Source organism: Brevibacterium siliguriense (genome assembly GCF_900105315.1).
Classification (GTDB): Bacteria; Actinomycetota; Actinomycetes; order Actinomycetales; family Brevibacteriaceae; genus Brevibacterium; species Brevibacterium siliguriense.
On the sequence record NZ_LT629766.1, the window covers coordinates 638705 to 662660 of the forward strand.

Annotated in this window: 25 protein-coding genes; 16 read left to right on the forward strand and 9 right to left on the reverse strand. The window is 64.0% G+C overall.

Annotated features, from left to right (window positions below):
* Positions 1-94 precede the first annotated feature (94 nt).
* The 7 genes from BLU88_RS02715 (at position 95) to rplI (ending at position 7707) form a co-directional block, all read left to right on the forward strand.
* Complete coding sequence (locus BLU88_RS02715) at positions 95-1801, forward strand: AMP-binding protein (RefSeq protein WP_092009776.1); 1707 nt, start codon at positions 95-97, stop codon at positions 1799-1801.
* Between the two features lie 367 nt (positions 1802-2168).
* A complete protein-coding gene (locus tag BLU88_RS02720; RefSeq protein WP_231939549.1) occupies positions 2169-4568 on the forward strand; it encodes a transglycosylase domain-containing protein in 2400 nt (799 codons plus the stop codon).
* A 16-nt stretch (positions 4569-4584) separates the two neighbouring features.
* Complete coding sequence (locus BLU88_RS02725) at positions 4585-5910, forward strand: hypothetical protein (protein WP_092009778.1); 1326 nt, start codon at positions 4585-4587, stop codon at positions 5908-5910.
* A 108-nt stretch (positions 5911-6018) separates the two neighbouring features.
* Complete coding sequence (gene rpsF, locus BLU88_RS02730) at positions 6019-6309, forward strand: 30S ribosomal protein S6 (RefSeq protein WP_025779601.1); 291 nt, start codon at positions 6019-6021, stop codon at positions 6307-6309.
* A 34-nt stretch (positions 6310-6343) separates the two neighbouring features.
* Positions 6344-6946: a single-stranded DNA-binding protein gene (locus BLU88_RS02735; protein WP_092009780.1), complete on the forward strand. Its 603-nt coding sequence runs from the start codon at positions 6344-6346 to the stop codon at positions 6944-6946.
* A 46-nt stretch (positions 6947-6992) separates the two neighbouring features.
* Entirely contained in the window at positions 6993-7232 is a 240-nt protein-coding gene (gene rpsR, locus BLU88_RS02740; protein ID WP_025779604.1) for a 30S ribosomal protein S18, read from the forward strand.
* Positions 7233-7248: 16 nt separating this feature from the next.
* A complete protein-coding gene (rplI, locus tag BLU88_RS02745; protein ID WP_092009782.1) occupies positions 7249-7707 on the forward strand; it encodes a 50S ribosomal protein L9 in 459 nt (152 codons plus the stop codon).
* Between the two features lie 175 nt (positions 7708-7882).
* On the opposite strand, the gene BLU88_RS02750 is transcribed toward rplI, so the two are convergent.
* From BLU88_RS02750 to BLU88_RS02770, 5 genes are all read right to left on the reverse strand, one after another.
* On the reverse strand, positions 7883-8476 hold the full coding sequence (locus BLU88_RS02750) for a DUF488 domain-containing protein (RefSeq protein ID WP_092009784.1): 594 nt from the start codon (positions 8474-8476) through the stop codon (positions 7883-7885).
* The gene (locus BLU88_RS02755; protein ID WP_092009786.1) at positions 8473-8691 is read right to left on the reverse strand and encodes a hypervirulence associated TUDOR domain-containing protein; all 219 of its coding nucleotides are present in this window, start codon (positions 8689-8691) and stop codon (positions 8473-8475) included. Before BLU88_RS02755 ends, BLU88_RS02750 begins: the two co-directional genes overlap by 4 nt.
* Positions 8692-8751: 60 nt before the next feature.
* Complete coding sequence (gene argE / locus BLU88_RS02760; protein WP_231939550.1) at positions 8752-9927, reverse strand: acetylornithine deacetylase; 1176 nt, start codon at positions 9925-9927, stop codon at positions 8752-8754.
* A gap of 222 nt (positions 9928-10149) precedes the next feature.
* On the reverse strand, positions 10150-11019 hold the full coding sequence (locus BLU88_RS02765; RefSeq protein ID WP_092009790.1) for a class I SAM-dependent methyltransferase: 870 nt from the start codon (positions 11017-11019) through the stop codon (positions 10150-10152).
* A 76-nt stretch (positions 11020-11095) separates the two neighbouring features.
* Positions 11096-11308, reverse strand: coding sequence for a hypothetical protein (locus BLU88_RS02770; RefSeq protein WP_092009792.1), 213 nt, complete (start codon positions 11306-11308; stop codon positions 11096-11098).
* Positions 11309-11611: 303 nt separating this feature from the next.
* Here BLU88_RS02770 and BLU88_RS02775 point away from each other — a divergent pair, with 303 nt between their 5' ends.
* Positions 11612-12928: a DUF445 domain-containing protein gene (locus BLU88_RS02775; protein WP_092009794.1), complete on the forward strand. Its 1317-nt coding sequence runs from the start codon at positions 11612-11614 to the stop codon at positions 12926-12928.
* Between the two features lie 62 nt (positions 12929-12990).
* On the opposite strand, the gene BLU88_RS02780 is transcribed toward BLU88_RS02775, so the two are convergent.
* Positions 12991-13383 carry a VOC family protein gene (locus tag BLU88_RS02780; protein WP_092009796.1) on the reverse strand — a complete coding sequence of 131 codons (393 nt, stop codon included), beginning with the start codon at positions 13381-13383 and terminating at the stop codon, positions 12991-12993.
* Positions 13380-13718, reverse strand: coding sequence for an ArsR/SmtB family transcription factor (locus BLU88_RS02785; RefSeq protein ID WP_197678181.1), 339 nt, complete (start codon positions 13716-13718; stop codon positions 13380-13382). Before BLU88_RS02785 ends, BLU88_RS02780 begins: the two co-directional genes overlap by 4 nt.
* A 171-nt stretch (positions 13719-13889) precedes the next feature.
* On the opposite strand from BLU88_RS02785, the gene BLU88_RS02790 reads away from it, so the two are divergent.
* The 7 genes from BLU88_RS02790 (at position 13890) to BLU88_RS02820 (ending at position 21479) form a co-directional block, all read left to right on the forward strand.
* Entirely contained in the window at positions 13890-14639 is a 750-nt protein-coding gene (locus BLU88_RS02790) for an ABC transporter ATP-binding protein (protein ID WP_092009798.1), read from the forward strand.
* The gene (locus tag BLU88_RS02795; RefSeq protein WP_092009800.1) at positions 14639-16057 is read left to right on the forward strand and encodes an FtsX-like permease family protein; all 1419 of its coding nucleotides are present in this window, start codon (positions 14639-14641) and stop codon (positions 16055-16057) included. The genes BLU88_RS02790 and BLU88_RS02795 overlap by 1 nt, the downstream gene beginning before the upstream one ends.
* A gap of 11 nt (positions 16058-16068) precedes the next feature.
* Complete coding sequence (locus tag BLU88_RS02800; RefSeq protein ID WP_092009802.1) at positions 16069-17451, forward strand: FtsX-like permease family protein; 1383 nt, start codon at positions 16069-16071, stop codon at positions 17449-17451.
* Between the two features lie 196 nt (positions 17452-17647).
* Positions 17648-18985, forward strand: a complete 1338-nt coding sequence (dnaB, locus tag BLU88_RS02805; RefSeq protein WP_092009804.1) for a replicative DNA helicase — start codon at positions 17648-17650, stop codon at positions 18983-18985.
* Positions 18985-19656, forward strand: coding sequence for a hypothetical protein (locus tag BLU88_RS02810; RefSeq protein ID WP_092009806.1), 672 nt, complete (start codon positions 18985-18987; stop codon positions 19654-19656). The genes dnaB and BLU88_RS02810 overlap by 1 nt, the downstream gene beginning before the upstream one ends.
* 63 nt (positions 19657-19719) lie before the next feature.
* Positions 19720-20625: a LysR family transcriptional regulator gene (locus BLU88_RS02815; RefSeq protein WP_092017095.1), complete on the forward strand. Its 906-nt coding sequence runs from the start codon at positions 19720-19722 to the stop codon at positions 20623-20625.
* Between the two features lie 23 nt (positions 20626-20648).
* Positions 20649-21479 carry a uroporphyrinogen-III synthase gene (locus BLU88_RS02820; protein ID WP_092009808.1) on the forward strand — a complete coding sequence of 277 codons (831 nt, stop codon included), beginning with the start codon at positions 20649-20651 and terminating at the stop codon, positions 21477-21479.
* Here BLU88_RS02820 and BLU88_RS02825 read toward each other — a convergent pair.
* On the reverse strand, positions 21460-22017 hold the full coding sequence (locus BLU88_RS02825) for a GNAT family N-acetyltransferase (RefSeq protein WP_092009809.1): 558 nt from the start codon (positions 22015-22017) through the stop codon (positions 21460-21462). The two genes, BLU88_RS02820 and BLU88_RS02825, sit on opposite strands and share 20 nt — an antisense overlap.
* Positions 22018-22411: 394 nt before the next feature.
* On the opposite strand from BLU88_RS02825, the gene BLU88_RS02835 reads away from it, so the two are divergent.
* Positions 22412-22633 (forward strand): hypothetical protein, encoded by a 222-nt coding sequence (locus BLU88_RS02835; protein ID WP_092009811.1) that lies wholly within the window; start codon positions 22412-22414, stop codon positions 22631-22633.
* Between the two features lie 45 nt (positions 22634-22678).
* Here BLU88_RS02835 and BLU88_RS02840 read toward each other — a convergent pair whose 3' ends face one another.
* Positions 22679-23902: an amidohydrolase gene (locus tag BLU88_RS02840; protein ID WP_092009813.1), complete on the reverse strand. Its 1224-nt coding sequence runs from the start codon at positions 23900-23902 to the stop codon at positions 22679-22681.
* Positions 23903-23956 lie beyond the last annotated feature (54 nt).

Below are 23956 nucleotides of genomic sequence, written 5' to 3' on the forward strand. Positions count from 1 at the left end.
CTCGCCGACTGATCACTGCTGATAGCTTCGTTATCGTTTAGATTTGTGTGTGACGTCACAGAATGTGACGGTGGCGATAGGTGAGGAGACCACAATGACAGTGACCGAGGACTTCCGCGCGGCCCGAGACAAGCTGATCGAGCTCCGCAGCGACTACGAAGCCGCCCGCGAGGAGTTCGAATGGCCCCGCTTCGATCATTTCAACTTCGCACTCGACTGGTTCGACAAGATCGCCGAGAACAACGACAAGCCGGCACTGTGGATCGTCGAACAGGACGGTTCCGAGGGCAAGTGGAGCTTCGCGGAGCTGTCCGCGCGGTCGAACCAGGTGGCGAATCATCTCCGCCGGGCTGGAATCAAGCGCGGCGACCATGTCATGGTCATGCTGGGCAACCAGGTCGAGCTGTGGGAGACGATGCTCGCCGGCATCAAGCTCGGTGCGGTGCTCATGCCCGCCACCACGCAGTTGGGCCCCATCGATCTCACCGACCGTGCTGAGCGCGGTCGCGCCGAGTTCGTCGTCGCCGGCGCCGAGGATGCCGCGAAGTTCGATGATGTCGACGTCGAAGTCGTCCGTATCGTCGTCGGCGGCGAGCCCACCCGCCAGCAGGACTACAGCTACTCCGATGCCGATGATGAGAGCACCGAATTCGACCCTCAGGGCAGTTCGCGCGCTGATGACCTGATGCTGCTCTACTTCACTTCGGGCACCACCTCGAAGGCGAAGATGGTCGCCCACACACATGTCTCCTACCCGGTCGGTCACCTTTCGACGATGTACTGGATGGGTCTGACACCCGGCGATGTCCACCTCAACGTCGCCTCGCCCGGGTGGGCCAAGCACGCCTGGTCGAATATCTTCACCCCGTGGATCGCCGAAGCCTGCGTCTTCCTCTTTAACTACTCGCGCTTCGACGCCAACGCTCTCATGGAGACGATGGACCGAGTGGGAGTGACGAGCTTCTGTGCCCCGCCGACCGTGTGGCGCATGCTCATCCAGGCCGATCTGAACCACCTGAAGACTCCTCCGACGAAAGCCCTCGGTGCCGGTGAGCCACTCAATCCCGAGATCATCGACCGCGTGCACAGCGACTGGGGCGTGCTCATCCGCGATGGCTTCGGTCAGACCGAGTCGACCCTGCAGATCGGCAACTCGCCTGATCAGGAGCTCAAATACGGTTCGATGGGCAAGGCTCTGCCCGGGTTCGACGTCGTGCTCATCGATCCGGCGACTGGTGAGGAAGGCGACGAGGGAGAGATCTGCCTGCGCCTCGATCCCCGTCCCATCGGCCTGACCACCGGATACTGGAGCAACCCGGAGAAGACCGCCGAGGCGTTCGAAGGCGGCGTCTACCACACCGGTGACGTGGCCTCCCGTGATGAGGACGGCTACATCACCTATGTCGGCCGCGCCGACGATGTGTTCAAGGCCAGCGATTACCGGCTCTCCCCTTTCGAGCTCGAAAGCGTACTCATCGAACACGAGGCTGTCGCCGAGGCAGCCGTCGTGCCGTCGCCGGACCCGGTGCGACTGGCCGTGCCCAAGGCGTATGTCGTCGTTTCGAGCAAGTTCGAAGCCGATACCGAGACCGCGCGGTCGATCCTCGCCTACTGCCGCGAGCACCTGGCACCATACAAGCGCATTCGCCGCCTCGAATTCGCCGAGCTGCCGAAGACGATCTCCGGAAAGATCCGTCGCGTCGAGCTGCGGGCCCGCGAAGACCAGCTGCATCCGTTCAGCGGCGAACCCGTCGTCGAGGGCAACGAGTACGCCGACACGGACTTCGATCTCAAGAGCTGAGGGCTCAGCTGCTCGCTGAAGCGGGAGCGCGCTTTTCGGTCGGTACACTGGCCGATAAGCACGCTCCCGCTTGATCGGGGCGCTGAATGGCGGTGCGAGGTGGAGACTTGCGGTCGGAAGTTGAATGTGAGCAAACACGCACTCGCCATAGTTGATTCTCCGTCGGTGAACTAAAATGCCTGGTGAGATGCCGAATGCGGGGTTACTCTGAGGGCTATTCGGTAACCTGGCGTGTCTGCAGGGCGTCAGGCTCAGCACTTTTTCATCCTCTACTAATGAATGCGTGCGAGACTGATTGGCGTCTTTGACCTTTTTCGGACCTCGTCGCCACGCATTGCGGCAGGCTGACTGACCTGGAGGACCTTGGGTGGCTAAGGGACAACACACAGCCAAGAACATCGGCAGGAATACGAAGAATCTGCTCAACTACCCCAGAGCGGGTGTGAGCGGATGGACTCGCTTCCTGCCGAGCATTCGCATACTCGTTGTCGGCGGGCTCAGCCTCGTCATCGCCCTGTGCGTGGCATTTGCCATCGGATATGCCGCAACGGACATCCCCGAGCCGAACCTCGAGGCCACCGGTCAGACCTCGACGATCTACTACAGCGACGGCAAGACGCCGATCGGCCAGTACAAGGTCGAGGACCGCAAGTCCGTGGAGATCGACGAGATCTCCGAACCCATGCAGAAGGCCGCAATCGCTGCCGAGGACACCTCGTTCTACGAGAACCGCGGCATCTCGATCAAGGGTCTCTCCCGCGCCGTCGTCGGTGTGGCCACGAACCAGTACGCGGGCGGCGGTTCGACGATCACCCAGCAGTACGTGAAGAACTTCTACCTCACGAACGAGCACTCGCTTGATCGCAAGGTCAAGGAGATGTTCATCTCGCTCAAGATCGACCAGCAGCAGTCGAAGGACGAGATCCTCGCGAACTACCTCAACACCATCTACCTCGGCCGCCGGTCCTATGGCGTCGAAGTGGCCGCTCAGAACTACTTCGACAAGCCAGCCTCGGAACTCGACGTCAGCGAATCAGCTCTGCTGGCCGCGATGATCCAGCGCCCCGGTGCAGCCGACCCCTCGGACAATCCCGAGGCATATGAGGACCGCTTCAACTACGTAGTCAAGAACATGGTCGACGAAGGCTTCATCACCGAGGAACAGGCCGCGAAGGTCGAGATGCCCGAAGTGAAGAAGCAGAACAAGGAGTCCTCGCTGTCGGGCCAGAAGGGCTACATGTGGGACTTCGTCCGCCGTGAGGCGCTGCGGAAGCTCGATATCGACGAGGCTCAGCTTGACCGCGGCGGCTACAACATCGTTACGACCTTCGACAAAGATCGGATGAAGGCGGCCGAACAGGCCATCAAGACGCTCCCACAGGACCAGCCCGAAGGCATGCAGGCCGGACTTGTCTCGATCGACCCGGACAACGGCGGAATCGAAGCCTTCTACGGCGGCAAGAACTACCTCGATCAGGCATTCAACGCATCCACACAGAGCCATGTGCAGGCCGGATCGACATTCAAGCCCTTCGCTCTCGTCGCGGGTCTGGAGAACGGCGTTCGACTGACCGACTCGTATCCGGGTGCCAGCCCGACGACGCTGAACAATGACGGCACGCCGTGGACGGTCAACAACTTCGGTGGCTCGAGTTACGGGCCCGTCAGCCTGCTCAAGGCGACGCAGTCCTCGATCAACACCGCTTACGCGGCACTCAATGTACAGGTCGGGCCGGACAAAACCGTCGACGTCGCCGAACGTGCGGGCTTGAGCGAGAACTGCACCGATAAGGAGATGGAAGCAGGGGATACCGGAGGCTGCTCGATCGGCCTGACTCCGAACCCCTCGAATGTGCTCGGTACACCCAGCGTCAAGCCCATTGATATGGCATCGGCCTACGCGACCTTCGCAGCCAATGGCGTCCACCACGAGACTCACTCGATCAAGAAGGTCACGAAGGGCGCCGAGGACGAAGAGGTGTACAAGGCCGAGACCAAGGGCAAGCGTGTCTTCGACAAGGCTGTCGGTGCTGAGACCTCCTACGCGCTGCAGCAGGTCATCAACGGCGGATCGGGCAGCTACGCCCAGAACCTCGGCCGGCCAGCCGCCGGTAAGACTGGTACGACGAACGAGAACAAGGCTGCCTGGTTCTCCGGCTACACTCCGAACCTCGCAACCTCGGTCGTGCTCTACCGTGAGGTCGACGGCAAGTCCGTGTCCATCGGTGCCTACGGCGGACGCGGAGAAGTCACCGGTGGTTCGTTCCCGGTCCAGGTCTGGACGGACTACATGCAGACGGCTCTCCAGGGTGAGAAGGTCGAACAGTTCCCGGCACGCGGCGAACTGCCCGACAAACCCAAGCCGAAGAACTCGAACCCGGCCCCGGCTCCGAAGCCCGAGCCCAAGGCACCGTCGGGCAGCAACGACGGCAGCGACGGGGACGAAGAGGAAGAGCCGAAGGCTCCGATCGAGACTCCGAAGGACGACGAGGACAAGAACAAGGACTCGGACTCCAAGGACGACGGCAAGGACTCGAAGGACGAGGACGGCCGCGAGGACAACGGTTCGTCGAAGGACTCGGACGACGGTGCTGACGGCGGAGACGCCGACAGCGGTGGCTCCGACAACGACAACGACGATGGAGACACTCCTGGCGGCGGTAAGGACAAGGATACGGGCGGATCCGACGATAAACCGGGCGGAGACACCGGAAACGGCAGCAGCGAAGACGGAGGGCTACCTGTAATCCCAACCCCGGGCGGCTGACCGGTAACCTCGAGTCATGCCCTCGAAGTCCAGCACCCGGATCGCCGAGCCTCTGCTCGGCGGTCCGGTCGGCATTCACCTCGGTGCTGCCGGCCGCCGGTTCCGCAGCTTGCAGGCGTATATCCTCGCCGCGGTCCTCGGCGTCACCACCTTCCTCGCCCTGGCTCTGCAGGGCCCATGTCTGAGCTCGGGATACGAACAGCCGTCCGCCTCGGCGAGGATGTGCGCAGGACCGCTGTCCACAGCCTTCCTCGGAGACACCAATCCCGAGGTGCTCGGACGCGCACACGGCGGAGCGGCTGCGCTGGCCCCTTTGGAGGCCCGCCTGGTCGACCTGTTCCACCTGTTCACCAACGACGTCTCGCTGTTCATGGTCGTCGTGCTCCTGCTCAATACCGCAGGCGTTGCGGCACTCGGTGCCGGACTCCTCGTCCTCGCTCGCTTCCGAGGGTGGCTGGTCGCGGTCTTCGCCTCCCCGCTCATCCTCTTCACACTCGGCTCGACACTTGACCCCACCGCCCTCGCCCTGGCGGTGTGGGCGATGGTCAGCTTCTTCGGAGCACCTCCGCTGCGACCACGCGGCTGGTTGGCCGGTATGCTCCTGGGCATCGCGACGTTCATCAACCCGCTCGCCCTCCTCGTGCTCCTCGCCCTGTCGCTAGCCGGACCGAATCCCGCTCGGGGACTGAAACCGCGCAATCCTCGGATGATGCTCGCCGCGGCCACAGTCACCTCGGCTCTGCTGCTCGTCGTCGACCTCAGCGCGATCGACCGGATCATCCACTGGTATTCCGATGCCGTCGACGGCGGCTCCTTCGCGTCGATCCTGCTCATGGCCGAACTCGGCGACGTCTCCGTCTGGGCCCCGCTGTGGATCATCGTCAGCGCCGGAGTGGTCCTCGCCGTCGCCGCCTCCCTCTACATGGTCCGCCGCACCGGCCTCGACCCGGCAGTGTCCGCATGCCTGCTCATCTGCGGCTGCCTGCTCCTGGCACCGGGCCTCATGCCCTGGGACAGCCTGTGGCTGCTGCCCTTCATCGCGCTGTCCATCCGCCGCTGGTGGGTGCTCATCGTCTGGACGCTGGCCGAGACGGTATTCGCCGTCGCCATCCAACTCGGCGATGTGTCCGGCTTCAAAGTCGATGAGGGTCTCGACTCCACCTTCGTCGCCCTGTTCACCCTGCTGCGGCTCCTGGCCCTCGTCCTCGTCGTCATCATGGCCGGTGAGAACCTCTACCGGCGCGGCATCCGCGGAGTCACGGCCACGGCGGGACCGCCTCGGCGACGTAAGGAAGAGCACGGATCCGGACATGACAGTGAGCACACAAGTCGATTAGAATAGTGAGGTCTGTTCCCATTTCGTGACCATCACGGATTCGGGACGGACATGCATATACCCTCCTGCCATGGACCGACCATGGCCGCAAAGACCAGAGGAGGTGGGTGACATATGCGTAAGTACGAGCTCATGCTCATTCTTGATAACGACCTCGAAGAGCGGACGCTGGCTGACACCGTGAACAACCTGATCAAGGTTGTCCCGGCTGAGAACGGCACCGTCGACAACGTGGACATCTGGGGACGTCGTCGCTTCGCGTACGAGATCCAGAAGAAGTCTGAAGGCTACTACGTCGTGGTTGATTTCCACGCCGAGCCTGCAACGACCAAGGAACTCGACCGCCAGCTCGGACTCAACGAGTCCGTTCTGCGCACGAAGATCCTCCGCCCGGACGCCAAGTAAGGCATCTTAAGCTACCTCGCTTCAAGGAGATTCAATGGCAGGCGAAACAGTCATCACGGTCGTCGGGAACCTCACCAGCGATCCCGAACTGCGCTTCACACCTAACGGTGCGGCAGTCGCTAACTTCACCGTGGCCTCGACGCCGCGTATCTTCGACCGTCAGGCCAACGAGTTCAAGGACGGGGAAACCCTGTTCCTGCGCTGCTCGGTATGGCGTGAAATGGGAGAGAACGTCGCCGAATCTCTGCAGCGCGGTACGCGGGTCATCGTTCAGGGCCGACTGAAGTCGCGGTCCTTCGAAACCAAGGAAGGCGAGAAGCGCACAGTCATGGAGCTGGACGTCGACGAAGTCGGCCCCAGCCTGCGTCGCGCCACCGCCCAGGTGTCGAAGAACAACCCCAGCGGCGGAGGAAACTTCGGCGGAGGCGGCGGCTTCGGCGGAGGCGGCCAGCAGGGCGGCTTCGGCAACCAGCAGTCCTCCGGCTGGGGCAACAACCCTCAGCAGGGTGGACAGCGCCAGGGCGGTTACAGCCAGGGCGGCAACAACGCACCCGCCAATGATCCGTGGGCATCATCGAACCCGCAGAGCGGCAACGGCGGCTGGGGCAACCCCGGCGCCGATGAACCACCGTTCTGATCCACGTCTGAAGACATTTCGAGACATTCGTTAACAGGAGATACTCATGGCAAAGCCAGAGATCCGGAAGCCTATCAAGAAGAAGGCTAATCCGCTCAAGAAGGGCGAAGCGGCGAACATCCACTACAAGGACACCGCTACGCTCCGTAAGTTCATTTCCGACCGCGGCAAGATCCGTGCACGTCGCGTCACCGGTGTGACCGTGCAGGAACAGCGCGTCATCGCAAAGGCCGTCAAGAACGCCCGCGAGATGGCACTTCTGCCCTACTCGAGCTCAGCTCGCTGATCGGAGGGAGACAGACATGCCTAACCGCAAAGTGATTCTGAACCAGGAAGTCGACGGCCTCGGTGCCGCCGGCGACGTCGTCGAGGTTCGTGCCGGATACGCACGCAACCTGCTTCTGCCTCGTGGCTGGGCTTCTGCCTGGTCCGCCGGCGCTGAGAAGCACATCGAGGCTCTGCGCAAGGCCCGCCGGGCCAAGCAGATCGCCGATCACGACGAAGCCATCAAGGTCAAGGGCGAACTCGAGTCGACCACGGCTCGCATCGACATGAAAGCCGGCAAGAACGGTCGCCTCTTCGGCGCCGTCACCCCTGCTCTCGTGGCCGAGGCCCTCCAGACCGCGACCGGACGCGACTTCGATCGCCGTCAGGTTGCTCTGACCGGTCACGTCAAGACCCCCGGCAGCTACAACGCTGTTGTGCGCGTCGGCGACGAGATCACCGCGAAGATCAAGTTCGAGGTCATCGGCAAGGCCTGATTCTGGCCTGCGTCCGGATGATTCGGACGTGGTGGGGAGCTGCTCTGTCCTTTTCGGATCGGGGAACCCCCACCACACCACCGCCGAGGCGGCACCTGAGTTCAGGTGCCGCCTCGGCGTTTTTCATGGGGTTGGGCGTTTCGGGAGGAGGCGCGGACGCGGGCCGCGGACAGGGTCAGCTGGCAGCGGGATAGGTGAGGGTGCCGTCCGTCTCGATCCGGGCGCCTTCGCTCAGCTTCGCCGGATTGAAGTGACCTTCGCCGAGGATATGCATGACGGGGAGATCCCGGGCGAGCAGCTGATCGGCGATGATCCTCCGGTGACACCGCCACCACACGGCCTCCGAGCACATGATCGCGCAGCGCGCCTCCGTACTCCAGCCGATGAGAGTTTCGAGGTCGGTGCGGAATGCCGTTGAGAGGCAGTGGTCGGCATAGTTGTGGAAGCTGCGGTTCTGCCACCATGCGTTGACGTCGACGGGCACCGTCCGGCTGACCGGCCGGCGACCGCTCAGCCCTTCGAGGCGCCGCAATTCGATCCCCACTTCGGCGAGGTCGCTCTCAAGTGTGTCGGCGTTGAACCATGGGTTCTTCGTCGAACCAGGCAGCTTGCGGACGTCGACGACCACCTCGGTGCCGGTGTCCGTGAGCAGTTCGATGAACTCGTTCAGTTCACGATTCGAATGCCCGACTGTCAGCAGACGCGGCAGACCGGCGTCGGCAGGGCCGGCCGACGCGGTGGGGGATTTCGCGGAGCCCCGTCCCGTCATTCGTCGTCGATGAGATGCAGAGCGCTGCCTTTGTGGGCGGCGATGTGATCGGTCTTGTCGCTCTTGATCTCGTACTGCGGGTCCTCTGCCGAGGTGTGGCGACGATGTCCCTTGTAGTCGAAGTCGGCAGTGTGGACCTTCGTGATACGACCGGAGACCTTCCCGGCCTCGGAGTTCCAGCCCACGCGGTCACCGACCGAGTATTCGGTTGCCATGCTTCCTCCTTGCCTGGGTCTGTGATCCTATCTGCAGTGTACGACCCTGAACCCGCCTCCTCAGTTCTCGGAGAGGTCGGCGATGAGGGCGTCGATAAACGATTCGCAGGCGGCGATCTGGTCGAGTTCGATGAACTCGTCGGGAGCGTGAGCCTGGGCGATGTCTCCGGGACCGCAGACGACGGTCGGGATGCCGGCTTCAGAGAACAGTCCCGCCTCGGTGCCGTAGGTGACCTTGTCATCAGTGGCGACCCCGCCCCAGTTTGCGGCGAGCGAGACGATGTCCGCATCGGCCGGAGTCTCGCAGCCGGGAGCTTCGGCTTCGATCGTGAAGTCGACACCGGCGGCCTCGTTCTCGGCGGCCATCGCACGACCGAGACGCTGAGCCTCGGCGCGGAAGCGTTCGATGAGGGCCTCGCGGTCCACGGAACCGAGAGATCGGAACTCGAACTGGACGGTCGCCTCGGCGGGGATGGTGTTCACGGCGATGCCGCCGGTGAACGTATTCGCCGTAACCGAGGTGAAGGGCACGACGTAGGCCTCGTCGAAGGGCCCTTCGGTTCGGAATTCGGCTGCGACCGCGTGGACGAAGGCGACGAATTCGGAGGCATAGGCGATGGCATTGACGCCTTCGGGGGTAAGCGAGGAGTGGGCGGCGACGCCATGGAAGTCGACGCGGAAGACGTTCATCGATTTGTGGCCGCGGATGGCGCGCATGCTCGAGGGCTCGCCGACGATGCAGCCGCGGGGCGCCAGGCCCTCCTCGGTGATGGCCTCGACGAGGGAGATGGCGCCCACGCAGCCGATCTCTTCGTCATAGGAGAAGGCGAGGTGGATGGGTTCGCTGAGCTTCGCGGATTTGAGCGCTTCTAGGCGGGAGAGGATGACGCCGATGAAGGACTTCATGTCGGCGCTTCCGCGGGCATATAACTTTTCGTCGCGGACCTCTGGGGTAAACGGGTTCGAGGACCATTCCTGGCCGTCGACGGGGACGACGTCGGTGTGCCCGGACAGGACGATGCCGCCTGTGGTCGTGCCGTCGGCTGCGGGAATGGTTGCGAGCAGGTTCGCCTTCGTACCCTCCGGGTTCGGGATCCGGCGTGATTCGATGCCGGCGGCCTGGAGGCGGGCTTCGACGTGGTCGATGAGCGGGAGGTTCGTGTCCCGGCTCGTCGTGTCAAAGGTGATGAGATTCGTGATCTCGGTGATGGTGGCGTCGGCGGGTGTCGCTGGCACGACTGCTCCTGACTCTCGGATGCGGTTGGTCTCGGTTCGGTCAGATCGCTGCATCTGCGGGAGGGCCGCGGTGGTCCCAGAGGGGACGTGGTCCCCGTGCAGGACAGCGGTGACCAGACTCTCCTCACTCTACGTGCCGGGCTGGTGGCGCGTGGGGTCGGCCCAGTGGTTGGGCACTGCCCAGCATTGGGCGCGCAGCTTTTGAACCTGAGCGTCCCATGTTCAGACCCCGGCGAGGACGAGAAGTGCCTCGTTCCGCGCATCGAGACCGTCGTTGGGGATTTCGGCGGACATCTCTTCGCGCATGACCGCTCTCTTCACCGGATCCATCGTCAGCTGAGCCGAGTAGGTGAAGACCATCGACAGCCACTCATGCCGTGAATAGCGGAGGTTTTCGACGAAAGTGGCCTCATTCGGGGTGAAACCGGCATCCCGCAGTTGCGTGAGAGCCGGATGTTCGACGGGTTCAGCCTTCCGCACGGTCGCAGCCGTCGTGCTGTTCGCGCCCGCCGCTGGGTTCGCTGCGGTGCCCCGACATGCCAGCGAACCGAGGCTCGCGGTTGTGCCGTCGGCATGAAAGCGACCGGCGATCGCATCGAGACGGGTCTTCAGCTCACTGATGGGTTCGATATCGTTCCAGGCCAGAGCCAGAATTCCACCGGGGCGGAGCACCGTGCGAACTTTCGGCAGAGCAACCAGAGGATCGACCCAGTGGAAGGACTGACCGAAGCTGACGAGATCGAAGGTCCGGCCGTGCGGGTCCCAGTCCTCGAACGTCGAAACGTCCACATCGAGACCTTTTGACCGAGCGACCGCAGCCATCTCGTCATCCGGTTCGACGGCGAGGACCTCAGCGCCTGCTGACCGGAGCTGGGCCGCGAGAATGCCGGTGCCAGACCCGACATCGAGGAGGCGCGGGGCATCCGAGGTTCGATCGCTGGTGGAGGAATCCGTTCGGGAGTCGGTGCCAATTGCGGCCGCTTGCATGATCGCTGAGATGAGCGCAACAGGGTACTTCGGCCGGAAGGCATCGTAGTCGTGGGCCACCTCGCCGAAGGATTCCGCACGTTCTCGATTCTCGAAGTATTCCATCCACGAAGCCTAACGTTCCGCGGTCGGGCAGGGCCGCCTCGGCGAGTTGATGAGAATTCATCGGCACCGGAAAGGATCAGAACGAGATCGACTCAGGGCCGGGGAACTCCGCGAAGCTCAGGTCATCATCGATAGGTGCCAGCTCGAGATAGCTGGGGGTGTCGTCATCAATGAAGAGCAGGAGCATCGCCCCAGGTGTGCCCGCATGGAGAACCACACGATCCGACCAGTCCCCGTCGCCGCCCTGGTCGTCGCAGTGCTCATCGGCGAGGCGATTCCGCGGGCGCATTTCGATGCTCGGGCAGGTTCCACAGTCGCATTGACTGGTGACCATCACCTCGCCGAGGCGGCGTTGCCAGATCTGACGCTGTTCGTTCGAAATGGGCTCGGGTGGATCCCAGCTTTGCCGTTGCTCAGGAGTGAAGTCCGTGAACCGGGGAGTTATGAGAGGAACGACGTGGGGTGTCGGCTGTGTTCGTGAGGGAACGGTGAGGGACGGCGGGCTTCTCCGCAGAATTCCCAGGTGCGAACCAGCCGGCGGATGCGTGTGGAGACGCCGGGTTTCGCTAAAGTCGTGGAGCAGGGGGTAACGATGTCGATCGAGAAGACACCATCCGTACCGCGCTTCGGCGACGGAAGCGGAATTGGCGGGCCTGCCGAGCTGACGCCGGAGGATCAGGAACGCGCTCGCGGGCTGAAGAAGATGCGCACGCTCGCGCTCTCACTGCTCATCCTCGCGACCCTCATCTTCCTCTCCACCCACCTCTTCACCGACAACACCGGCGTCTGGGGATTCGTCTCCCGCGCCTCCGAGGCCGCGATGATCGGCGCGATCGCCGACTGGTTCGCCGTCACCGCGCTCTTCCGCCATCCTCTCGGTCTGCCGATCCCGCACACCGCGATCATTCCGCGCAAGAAGGACACCCTCGGTGCGAGTCTGTCGGCCTTCGTTGCCGCGAATTTCCTCCACGCCGAGGCGGTATCGACGAAGATCCGATCCGCCGCGATCTCCCATCGAGCCGGGAAATGGCTGGCCAAGCCCGCCAACCGAGACATCGTCGTCGACCGTGCCGCAGGAGGACTCGAATATGTGCTCGCGCGCATCGATGATGACTCCATCAAAGCGTTGACCAGGAACGTCATCATTCCGCGGCTCGTAGCCACTCGGAAGACCCCGGTGCTGGCTCAGCTGCTGCGCCAGATCGTGCTCGACGGTGCCCACCACAAACTCGTCGACCTCATCGTCGCCGAAGCATACTCCTGGCTAGGTGACAATCCGCAGGTCATCGACGAGATCGTCCATAATCGGGCGCCTTCCTGGGTGCCCGACTTCGTCAACGAACAATTGGCGAATCGGCTGCAGTGCGAGGTGCTCGGCTGGATCGCCGACGTCCGCGACAACGAATACCACAAAGCGCGACAGGCGCTGGATGCGTGGCTCGTCGACCTCTCCGACGACCTCGAATCCGACTCATCTCTGTCCCAGCGGGCCGAAGAAATCTTCAACGACCTGCTCAGTCAGGAGGGAGTCGTCGACTCCGTCCTCGAGATCTGGGGTTCGCTCAAACAGCTGCTGCGCGAGGCCATCATCGACGAAAGCGGCGAAGTCCGCGCCCGCATCTGGCAGCTCATCGGTGAATTCGCCGAACGGCTGCAGGCGGACTCGGATTTCTCCCGCCGCATCGACGACCGGATCGCCACCACGGCCGGTGATCTGGCCGAGAGCTTCGGCCCCGAGATCGCCAGCGTCATCTCCGACACCATCGAGCGCTGGGACGCGAAGGAAGCGGCCGAGCGCATCGAACTCTACGTCGGCCGCGACCTCCAGTACATCCGCATCAACGGCACTGTCATCGGGGCGCTCGTCGGCCTCGTGATCCACACCGTCATCGTGCTGCTGCCGGGGTGAGTGCGACCCGAATGAGGCGCTGACGCATACTCGCCCTCAGGCCGCTCGACCTTCTCAGCTGCTCAGCCCTCGGACTGATGGACGAGTTGGATGAGGTTGCCGACCGTATCGTCGAGCACGGCCGTGGTGATCGGGCCCATCGTCGTGGGTTCTTGGGTGAAGGTGACGCCGAGGCTGCTCAGCCGTTCGTATTCGGCCTGGACATCGTCGACGGCGAACTGATTCATCGGAATCCCATCGGCCACGAGCGCCTCGGTGAAGGGCACCACCGCAGGATGCGAATTGGGTTCGAGGACGATCTCGACTCCGTCCGGTTCCTCGGGTGTGACCACGGTCAGCCACCGGGGACCGCCCATGTCGATATCGTGCTTGAGGATGAAGCCGAGCTTGTCCGTGTAGAAGTCCAAGGCCCTCTGCTGATCGGTGACGAAGATGGATGTCCAGTTGATCTTCATGACTGTTCCTCTGTTTCGGTGGATTGTCGATTCTTGGCGTCTGCCGCCCCGCGCGAAGATCGAGACGCATTGCGTGGCCAGCGAGCGGTGATCTCTTCCAACGGGCTGGGGTCGATCTGGTGGAACTTGAAACGGCCCTCTTTCCTCGACCTGACCAGTCTGGCGGATTCCAGTGCCTCAAGATGTTGAGACACTGCCTGCCTCGACAGGCCGAGCCCGTGTTTGTTGGTCAGTCGTGCGCAGATCTCGAAAAGCGTCTGGTCGTCTCTTTCGCAGAGCTCATCGAGAATCGTGCGTCTCGTCGAATCGGCGATGGCCCGGTAGATGTCAACCACAACCGCAACGATAGGCAAGTATTCACTTGCCTGTCAATAGATCGTCGGCGCACAGTCGCCGACACGGACCTTCGTGCAAGGGGGTTTCCGTCAACGGAGGTTGGGAAATCCCTCCCCGGCTGATTGGCTGACCGCATAGTGCCAAGGATCGTTGGGCGAAAACATAGAGACATGACTTCTTCACCGAACCCTGCACAGCAGCCCGTCAACCAGCACCCCGCCATCATCACCGCCGGCAACGTCACGAAACACTTCAACCAGACATACGCTCTCGACGGAGTCGACCTCACGATCGGCCTCGGCGAATCCCTGGCCATCATGGGACCGTCCGGCTCCGGCAAGACGACGCTGCTGCACTGCTTGGCCGGCATCATCAGTCCCGACAGCGGTCGCATCCGCCTCTCGCCGACCGATCGCAGCGCCGCCGCCGAGATCACCTCCCTCAAGGAATCCGGCCGCACAGCTCTGCGTCGGGAGGTCTTCGGCTTCGTCTTCCAGCAGGGGCTGCTCCTGCCCGAGCTCACGGCCGTGGACAATGTCGCGCTCGCCGCCATGCTCGCAGGTATGAATCGCGCGGACGCCACGCAGCACGCCCGGGCTTGGCTTGATCGTCTCGGACTGAGTGAGCACGTGAACAAGCGGATCGGACAGCTCTCCGGAGGCCAGGCGCAGAGAGTCGCGATCGCTCGCGCCCAGGTCACCCAGCCCGTCGTCACCTTCGCCGACGAACCGACCGGTGCCCTCGACTCGCGCACCTCCTCCGAAGTCCTCTCCGAGCTGCTCGGCTCCACCGTCGGCCGCGGATCCACTCTCGTCGTCGTCACCCACGATGAGAACGTCGCCGCCCGCTGCTCTCGTGTCGTCAGACTCGCCGACGGTCGCATCGTCGCCGACTCGGCAATGCAGGAAGCCGCACAGTGATGAATATCCTTCCCATCCTCCTGTCCAGGCAGACCCTGACCTCGATGACGTCGCGGCTCGTCGGGATCGCCTTCTTCTCCTGCTCGACGATCTTCCTCACCGTGGCCGCTGGCGCCTGGGCGTTCGTCGACCGCCCCGACGTCTCCGGATACGCCGAGGTGGCCGAGCTCTACCAGCTCCTCGCCGTCCTCGCCACGGTCTTCCTCATCGTTCCCGCGACCAGCCTCGGGGTCGCCTCGGCGAAATTGAGCGCTCGCCGCCAGGACGAACGACTCTCGACCCTGTCCCTGCTCGGCGCGAAACGCAGCACCATTCGCCTCGTCGCCGTCGCCGAACCCTTCATCCCCGCCTCGCTTGGCATCCTCGCCGGAATCGGCGGCTACCTGCTGGTCGCCTGGCCGCTCAGCTTCATCACCTTCGTCGGCGAACCCCTGGGCTTTCAGGCCCTGCTCATGCCGGTCTGGCTGCTCGCCGCAGTCGTCGCGGGCCTGCTGGCCGTGTGCCTGATCGCCTCGCTCATCGGCCTGCGCAAGATCACGATCTCCCCGCTGGGCGTGCGCACCCGGTCGCTGCCCCGGAGATTCCCCCTGGCCCGCGTCATCACCGCTATCGTGCTCATCCTCATCGTGGCCATCGCGACCTATATCTCCACCCAGATGGAGCTCCCGATGGCGGTGACGATCATGTACAGCATCGCCACGATCGGCATCACCCTCCTGCTCATCAGCGTCCTCGGCGTCCTGTGCATCCGCATCCACGCCGGCATCGCCGGCAGAATCGCCCGCGGTCCCGCCTCGGTGATGGCGGCAGGAATGATCGCCGACGCCCCGGGCCAATACTGGCGTCGGGTCGCGGGGCTGTCGATGATCACCTTCATCGCCGTCGTCGGCGGGGCGGGAACGGCCATGATGCGCGGCGGTCAGGAGGACTTCAATGCGGAGGACCGAGCCGTTATGGACCCCTACGTCCACCTCGGCGACGATATCTTCACCGGTCTCATCCTCACCCTGGTCATCGCATTCGTCCTCGTCATCGTCTCGGCCACGATCAACCAGGCCGCCGACATCCTCGACCGCGCCACCACCTACCGTGAGCTCCACGCCGCCGGAATGACCCAGCAGATGATGCACCGGGTGACCGTCAACGCCGTGATGTCGCCGATCCTGCTGGTCACCGTCGTCTCCCTGTTCCTCGGCGGGATCCTCGCCTGGCTCATGGCCTCGGTGAGCGACCTCGGCGATCCATTCACCATCGGAACCGTCGCCGCCGTTCTCGTGGCCGGGGTCGTGATGGTGTGGCTGGGACTGCAGGCCACCCGCCCGCTCGTCCGCCGGGTCACCGAGATCGATCCCGACAACCGCACCCTCGCCGAGGCGACCCCTGAGGACCGGGCCACCGCCGAGGCGGCCGTGGCTTGAGAGGAGACACCATGTCCACGTCCTTCGCAGCAGTTCCCCTCGTCCTGGGACGGAGATCGCTGACGTCGCCGAGCTCCGTGCTCGTGACCGCGGCGTTCTTCGCGTGCGCCACGCTGTTCCTCACCGTGGCGGCCGGGGCCTGGATGTTCTTCCAGGTCCCACCGAGCCCGGATCCCGCAGAGCAGGGCTTCGACATCATGTACAAGACCCTGGCCGGGCTGGCTACGGCTCTGCTGATCATCCCCGCCTCCACCCTGGCCTCGGCATCGGCGACGCTGTCGGCACGCCGACAGGATGAACGCCTCTCGACGATGTCGCTGCTCGGGGCCCAGCGCTCCCAGATCACCGCGCTCGCCGTGGCCGAACCGCTGATTCCCGCCCTGGCCGGCATCATCCTCGGGGTGCTCGGGTATCTCGGGCTGGCGCTGCCGGTCAGCTTCATCCACTTCATGGGTGAACCCATCGGGTACGCGAACATGCTCATGCCTGCGTGGCTCATCCTCCTCGTGGTCGTCTTCCTCGCACTGGTCTGCGCGGGTTCGGCGCTGCTGGGCCTGCGCAAGGTCGCGGTCTCCCCGCTAGGGGTGCGGACGAAGAGCCTGGAGCGGAAGTTCCCCGTGGCCAAGGTCATCGTCACGATGCTCGCGATCTGCCTGCTGCCGGTCGTGTACGCGCTCACCCAGAGCGGTGGTTTCGGCGCGGGGATCGTGCTGAGCCTGGTGGTCGGATTCTTCGTTCTCGGGCTCGTCGTCGTCGACCTCCTCGGCGGACTCCTCGTCCGCTGGTTCGCACACCTGTCCGGCGGTCGCGCCAAGACTCCCGCCCGCCTCATCGCGGCCCGTCTGGTCTCCGACGAACCCAAACGGTTCTGGCGACGCGTATCCGGATTGGCGATGGCCTCGTTCACCGCTGCCGTCTGCGGATCCGGAGTGGCGCTGACGCAGGTCGGGCTCGATGCTGCAGGCGGCGATCCGCAGTCGGCGAGCGCCCCCGAGGTCAATCTCTTCCACGACCTGTTCACCGGGGTGCTGCTCGTCATGGGCATCGCCATCGTGCTCATCGCCGTCTCGGCAGTGATCAACCAGGTCGCCGACATCTACGACAGGGCCGACACCTTCTCCGACCTCTATGCTGCCGGCGCCGATCCGCAGCTGCTGCATCGGGCGCTGGTGCGGGCCGTCATGGCCCCGGCGGTCTGGGTGTCCCTGTTGGCCGGAGGACTCGGACTGTTTCTCGTTCTGCCCCTGGCGGGTGCCGCGCTCGTGTTCAAACCGGTCACATTCCTCACGATCCTGCTCACAGTGGTCATCGGCATCGTCATCATCCGCGGCGGACTGCAGCTGACGAAGCCGATTCTGCACTCCGTGGCGACGGCCGGGCGGAGTCGGGAGTAAGTCGCCTACCGGACCCGTGACCTGGACCGTCGCCGAGGCGGCTGCCTGTTGAGGGTGGGCCGTCTCGGTTTCGAGTCAGTGGCGGCTCCTACGATGGTCGGCATCGGTTCGGTGGGACCAGCATTGGGTCTCCGGGTACAGTTGGAGCGCACCGATTGAGGGTGTGTCGACACGGCTGTGAGGAAGAGGAAATCGAGTGAGCAACGACCAGGGCTATGACGGTCTGAGGACCCCTCCGCAGGACGTCGAGGCAGAGCAGAGCGTGCTCGGTGCGATGCTGCTGTCGAAGGACGCCATCGCCGACTGCGTCGAGACGATGAATGGCGACGACTTCTACAAGCCCGCTCACGAAACCATCTACGAGGCGGTCCTCGACCTCTACTCCCGCGGTGAGCCAGCGGACTCGGTGACGGTGGCGAACTACCTGACGAAGACCGGTGACCTCTCCCGCGTCGGCGGCGCCGCCTACCTGCACACCCTCATCTCCTCCGTCCCGACCGCCGCCAATGCCGGCTACTACGCCGCGATCGTCAGCGAACAGGCCGTCCTGCGCCGCCTCGTCGAGGCCGGCACCCGCATCGTGCAGATGGGCTACGACGCCGAGGGTGACACCGATGACGTCGTGAACTCCGCTCAGGCGGAGATCTACAAGGTCACCGAACGCCATACGACTGAGGATTACGTCGTTCTCTCCGACATCCTCGGCGAGGTGGCCCAGGAGATCGAACGCAACGGCAACACCGACGGGCAGACTGCCGGTGTGCCCACCGGCTTCACCGAGTTCGACAACCTCACCAACGGTCTGCACCCGGGCACGATGATCGTCATCGCCGCGCGTCCTGGTGTCGGCAAGTCGACTCTGGCGCTCGACTTCATCCGCTCGGCCGCGATCCACAATGATGCGGCCGCTGTGTTCTTCTCGCTCGAGATGGGCAAGAACGAACTCGTCATGCGTCTGCTCTCGGCCGAATCGGAGATCCCGCTGCAGAACCTGCGTCGCGGCGAACTCAGCCCGCACGACTGGACGACCTTGGCCGCGACCGAGGCCCGGATCAACAATGCGCCTCTGTTCGTCGACGATTCTCCGAACATGGCACTGACCGAGATCCGCGCGAAATGCCGACGGCTCAAACAGCAGCACAATCTGCAGATGGTCTGCGTCGACTATCTGCAGCTGATGTCCTCGGGCAAGCGCGTCGAATCCAGGCAGCAGGAGGTTTCGGAGTTCTCCCGTTCGCTGAAGCTGCTGGCCAAGGAGCTCGAGGTGCCGGTCATCGCTCTGTCCCAGCTCAACCGCGGCAGCGAGCAGCGCACGGACAAGCGGCCGATGATCTCCGATCTGCGTGAGTCCGGGTCGATCGAGCAGGACGCGGATATGGTCCTCCTCATCCACCGTGAGGACATGTACGACAAGGAACACGAACGTGCCGGTGAGGCCGACATCATCGTCGCCAAGCACCGTGCCGGTCCGACGATGGACATCCCCGTGGCGTTCCAGGGCGCGAAGTCCCGGTTCGTCAACATGCCGCAGTGATGAGCGGCAGTGCGAGCTCCAGCCGCTGGAACCAGGGCAGCCGGAACCCGCTGAGCATCGTCATCACCGGTGTCGTCTTCCTCATCGGCATCGGCCTGGTCTTCACCGTTGGATACCTGTTCGCGTCCGTGCTGCTGGTGACCATCATCCTCGGGTGCGTCTTCTTCGTCGGCATCACGTTGACCACGCGGGCGATCATGGGCACGCGTTGGGCGTATTGGTACACCGGTCCGTTCGTCGCCATCGCGCTCATCGGCACGGTGATGCTCGCCGAGGATGTGGCATTGTCCGAGGCGGGCGAGCTCACCGAAGTGGTCATCGTCGACCACGAGGTCGACGTGACGACCCAACACAATTCGAACGGCAGGCACGCTCGGAAGGTCTACACGCACACCTACTCTCTCGAACGCACTGACGGCAGTCCGGTCGCCGAACCGATGATCTACCGCGGCAAGGACGGATTCGACGGCTTCGACGAAGGCGATACGATCTCTGTCCTCATCGATCCGGGCGGGAAGGCACCGACCAAACCGGCCGAGGACGTCGATCTGCCCGCCGATATCGGGATCCTAGTCACCGGGCTGGTCACCTCGGGGATCGTATTCCTCATCTGCCTCATCGTGCTTCTGCTGCGCTGGACGCGTGCGCCGTCACAGCAGCACGTGCGCTGACGACCCGAAGTCAGGGCGCTGACGACCCGGTGTCGGTCGTGGGGGTGTGCCACTATGGCTGACATGGACACCACTCCCAACGATCTGCTTGTGCTGTTGGCCGTCTCCCGCACCGCAAAGTTCACGACGGCGGCACACAATCTCGGGCTCACCCATTCGACGGTCTCCCGCCGCATCGCCGCCTTGGAGAAGGCCTTGGGCGGACGCGTGCTCGCCCGTTCGGATGATGGATGGGAACTGACCGAACTCGGAGAGCGAGCCGTCGCGGTGGCCGAGCAGATGGAGACTGCGGTCGCCGAACTCGAGAGTCCCGGACAGGGCCCGGAGACGGTGTCCGGAGTGGTGCGGATGACCGCGACTGATGGGTTCAGCGCCTATATCGCCTCCCCGGCGGTCTCGAAGCTGCGACGTCGGCATCCCGGGCTGAGCGTCGAGATCGTCACCGTCACCAGGCAGGCCCTGCAGCAGCGGTCCGGTCTCGACATCGAGGTCGTCGTCGGCGAACCGCGCGTGCACCGGGCGGAGGCCATCAGGCTCGGTGATTACGAACTCGGCCTCTACGCCTCACGCGACTATCTGGCGGCCAACGGCTTCCCGGCCACGGTCGAGGAAGTCAGCGACCACCGGCTCGTCTATTTCGTCGATTCCATGCTCCAGGTCGACGACCTCGATGCGCCGAGGCGGCTGTTTCCCGAGATGAAGGATGCACTGACCTCGACGAACGTCTTCGTTCACGTCGAAGCGACGCGTGCGGGTGCCGGAATCGGATTCCTCCCGTGCTTCATGGCCGACCAGCACACCGACCTCGTCAGGCTCTTCTCCGACTCGGTGGCCGAACGTTTGCCCTACTGGATGGTGCTCAGGCCCGATTCGATGCGTCGTCCGGTAATCGCCGCGGTCGTTCAGGCACTCCAGGATGAGATGCTCGCCCACCAGGCTGCTCTCGAAGGCCGGAAGTTGCCCCGGTGAGGCGGCGCGACCAGGATGTGAGCATGAACCAGCCCCAAACTGACGTCGGCGACGAACTGGCCGGACGTCGCATCGTGCTCACAGCTCAGCGGCGCGCGGGACAGCTTGCCTCCGCCCTCGAGCGTCACGGTGCCAAGATCGTGCACGCCCCGACCCTGTCCGTCATCCCGCATATCGACGACCCTGAACTCGTCACCCGCACCCGTGAACTCATCGAGGACCGGCCGGACATCGTCGTGGTCACGACCGGAGTCGGATTCACCGGCTGGGGCGACGTGGCTGAAGCCGCGGGTCTGCGCGAGGAGTGGCACTCGATGCTCGCCGGAGCACGGATATTCGCCCGCGGCCCCAAGGCACGCGGAGCGATCCAAGCGGCAGGACTGAGGGTTCACTGGGTCGCCGAATCCGAGACGAGCGCAGAGATCCAGCAAGTCCTCCTCGGAGAGTGTGTGGACGGTCAGCGCATCGCCGTACAGCATCACGGTGCCGGCGCCGACGGACTTGATGAGGTCTTCGCCGCAGCCGGCGCCGATGTCCGCTCCCTCGTCATCTACCGGTGGGGTCCGGCCCCCGACCCGGCTGCCGTGGTCGACGCGGTCCGATTGGTCGCGGAGCGCAGGTGCGATGCTGTGGCCTTCACCTCGGCACCCGGGGCGGCAGCATTCCTCTCAGCAGCCGAGGAGCAGGGACTGCTGCCGGCCGTGATCGAGGCGTTCAATGAATCGGTGGTGGCGGCAGCAGTCGGCGACGTCACCGCAGCGCCGCTGCATGAACAGGGCATCAGAACCGTGATCCCCGAGCGATTTCGTCTCGGAGCCCTTGCTCGCGTGCTGATCAGCGAACTTGCCGAGTGATGTCAGTCTGAGGAGAACTCTGCGGCGGGGCGGAAGGCGATGACAGGTCCAGAGAGAACACTTCGTGGATCGGTGAGGCGTGCCGCAGCGCAGGGTTGCGCTGCATGCCGAGCTTCGCGGCGACCCGTTGAGACGCTCGGTTCGCTTGGTGGATGACAGCGACGAGGTGCTGAGCGACTCCGCGGTCGCGAGCATGGTCAAGGCAGGCCCGGGCCGCCTCGGTGGCAAAGCCCTGACACTGAGCATCGGTCCTCACATGATATCCGACCTCGAGATGAGGGGTCCCATTCACGGTCTGCCAGGTGAGGCCGCAGTCGCCGATGAACTCGCCTTCATGGGTCTCCGCAATCCACAGTCCGAACCCGTGCTCGGCATAGTTGCGCATGTTCCAGGCGATCCATGCTGCCGCCTCGGCGCGATCCTTGGGTGCCGGATAGAACTCCATGACCGTGGAATCGCCGAGCAGGGCGGCCATGTCATCGAGGTCGGTCATCGACATCTCGCGCAGTCGCAGCCGAGACGTCCGGGGAGGGTGCATAGACGTCAGGCTACCGTGTGCCTCTAGGGTGGGACGAGGGATGAAGGGACAGCGATGACACGCACGATGCAGATCAGCGACAGCCTGATGATCAAAACGGACGCCGTAGCGCTCTGGGAGCAGGTTGCCGATCCGACCCAGATGGCCCGATGGAGTCCGGAGAACACCGGAGCGACCACATCGCCACACGGGGACGGAGCTTCGCGGACTTCCAGCGATTGAACATCCGGCGGAGGCTCACCGCGATGAAGGATGACGTCGAAAAGCGGTGACGCGATCGAAGTGAGGGCGAAACAACGCCGCGCTAACCCGAGCCCATGACAGCGATCGCACAGCCCACAGAGAGCTCCGCCCGCCACGATGTGGAGGGGATGACTTCCATACCCGCAAATGGGTGCGGCCCGAGGGCCTCAACGCCAACGGATCCCTCTTCGGACGCATCTCACTGACGATGAAGGCGAGGGTGCGCAATATGATCACTCGCAGATCCATCCTCAGCATCGACAAGATCGTGTTCGTCGGGGTCGATGAGGCCGGCACTCCGATTCCCCACGGGTATTCGACGATCGCCTACGACCGAGACCGGATGCCCGAACCACACGGGAAGTTCTCGTAGGAGGGACCGTCGTCGCGGCTCAGAGGTTCCCTGACAGGGTATCCCTCAGCCGCCCAGGTAAGACAGGGCGCCGACGACCTGTGCCTTCGTCGCGATCTCGAGAGTCGGCTCGATGACGGGGGCGAAGAACGGCGAGTGATTGGCCGGAACATTCGTGATGACCGTTCCGGCCTCCTCGGCGGCCTGGTACTTCTCGGCATCGAACGACCCGACGAACCAGTAGGTATAAGGGATGCCGAAGGCGTTCGGCAGTTCGCTGAAGTCCTCCGACGCGGTCGCCGGTGTTGCCTCGAGCACCGCCCCGGCGCCGAAGAACTCGGTGAGCGCCTCGGTGACGGTCTCGTTGACGGTCTCACTGTTGTCCGTCAGCGGGAACTGGTCGAAGTACTCGAACGTCGGTTCCTTCGGGGTTCCGGCGGCCTCGCATTCGCCGCGGACGATCCGCTCGATCGATGCGATCACCCGCTTGCGCACCGCGGTGTCGTAGGTGCGGACGTTGAGCAGCAACTCGGCCCGGTCGGGGATGATGTTCGACTTCGATCCGGCGTTCGACGCACCGACCGTGACGACGGCGAACTCACCCGGTTCGGTCTCCCGGGACACGATCGTCTGCAGACGCAGAACGATCGAGGCCGCGAGGACCACGGGGTCGACGGACAGGTGCGGCATGGACCCGTGGGCGCCGCGGCCGAAGATCGTGATCTTCACCGAATCCCCGGCCGACATCACCGGTCCGGCAGCGGTGAAGATCTTGCCGGCCGACAGCGGCATGACGTGCTGGGCCAGGGCCACATCGGGGGTCGGAACCTTGTCCGTCAGCCCGTCGTCGATCATCGCCTTCGCTCCGGCCGCGTTCTCCTCTGCCGGTTGGAAGAGCGCGATATACGTGCCTGACCAGGCATCACGATTCTCATTGAGCAGTCGGACCGCGCCGAGGAGGGCGGCGGCATGCATATCGTGACCGCAGGCGTGCATGACACCGTCGACCTCGGACGCGAAGTCGAGCCTGGTGTCCTCGGTGACGGGGAGAGCATCGATATCGGCTCGGGCCAGGACGGTGGGCCCTTCCCCGTTCTCGATCACCGTGACGCGACCGGTGCATCCGATACGCTTGACATCGAGTCCCAGACCAGTGAGTTCGGACTCGATGCGCTCAGCGGTCTTGTGTTCTGCGAGGCTGACTTCAGGATGGCGGTGAAGGTCTTTGTAGACCGCACGCTGCCAGTCCAGCTGGGAATCAATGGAGTCGAGGAATGCTGGTGTCTTCACCTGGTCTCCTGTGCTCAGGGCGCGGGTGGACTCTCCTGACGCGGATGAGTTCAC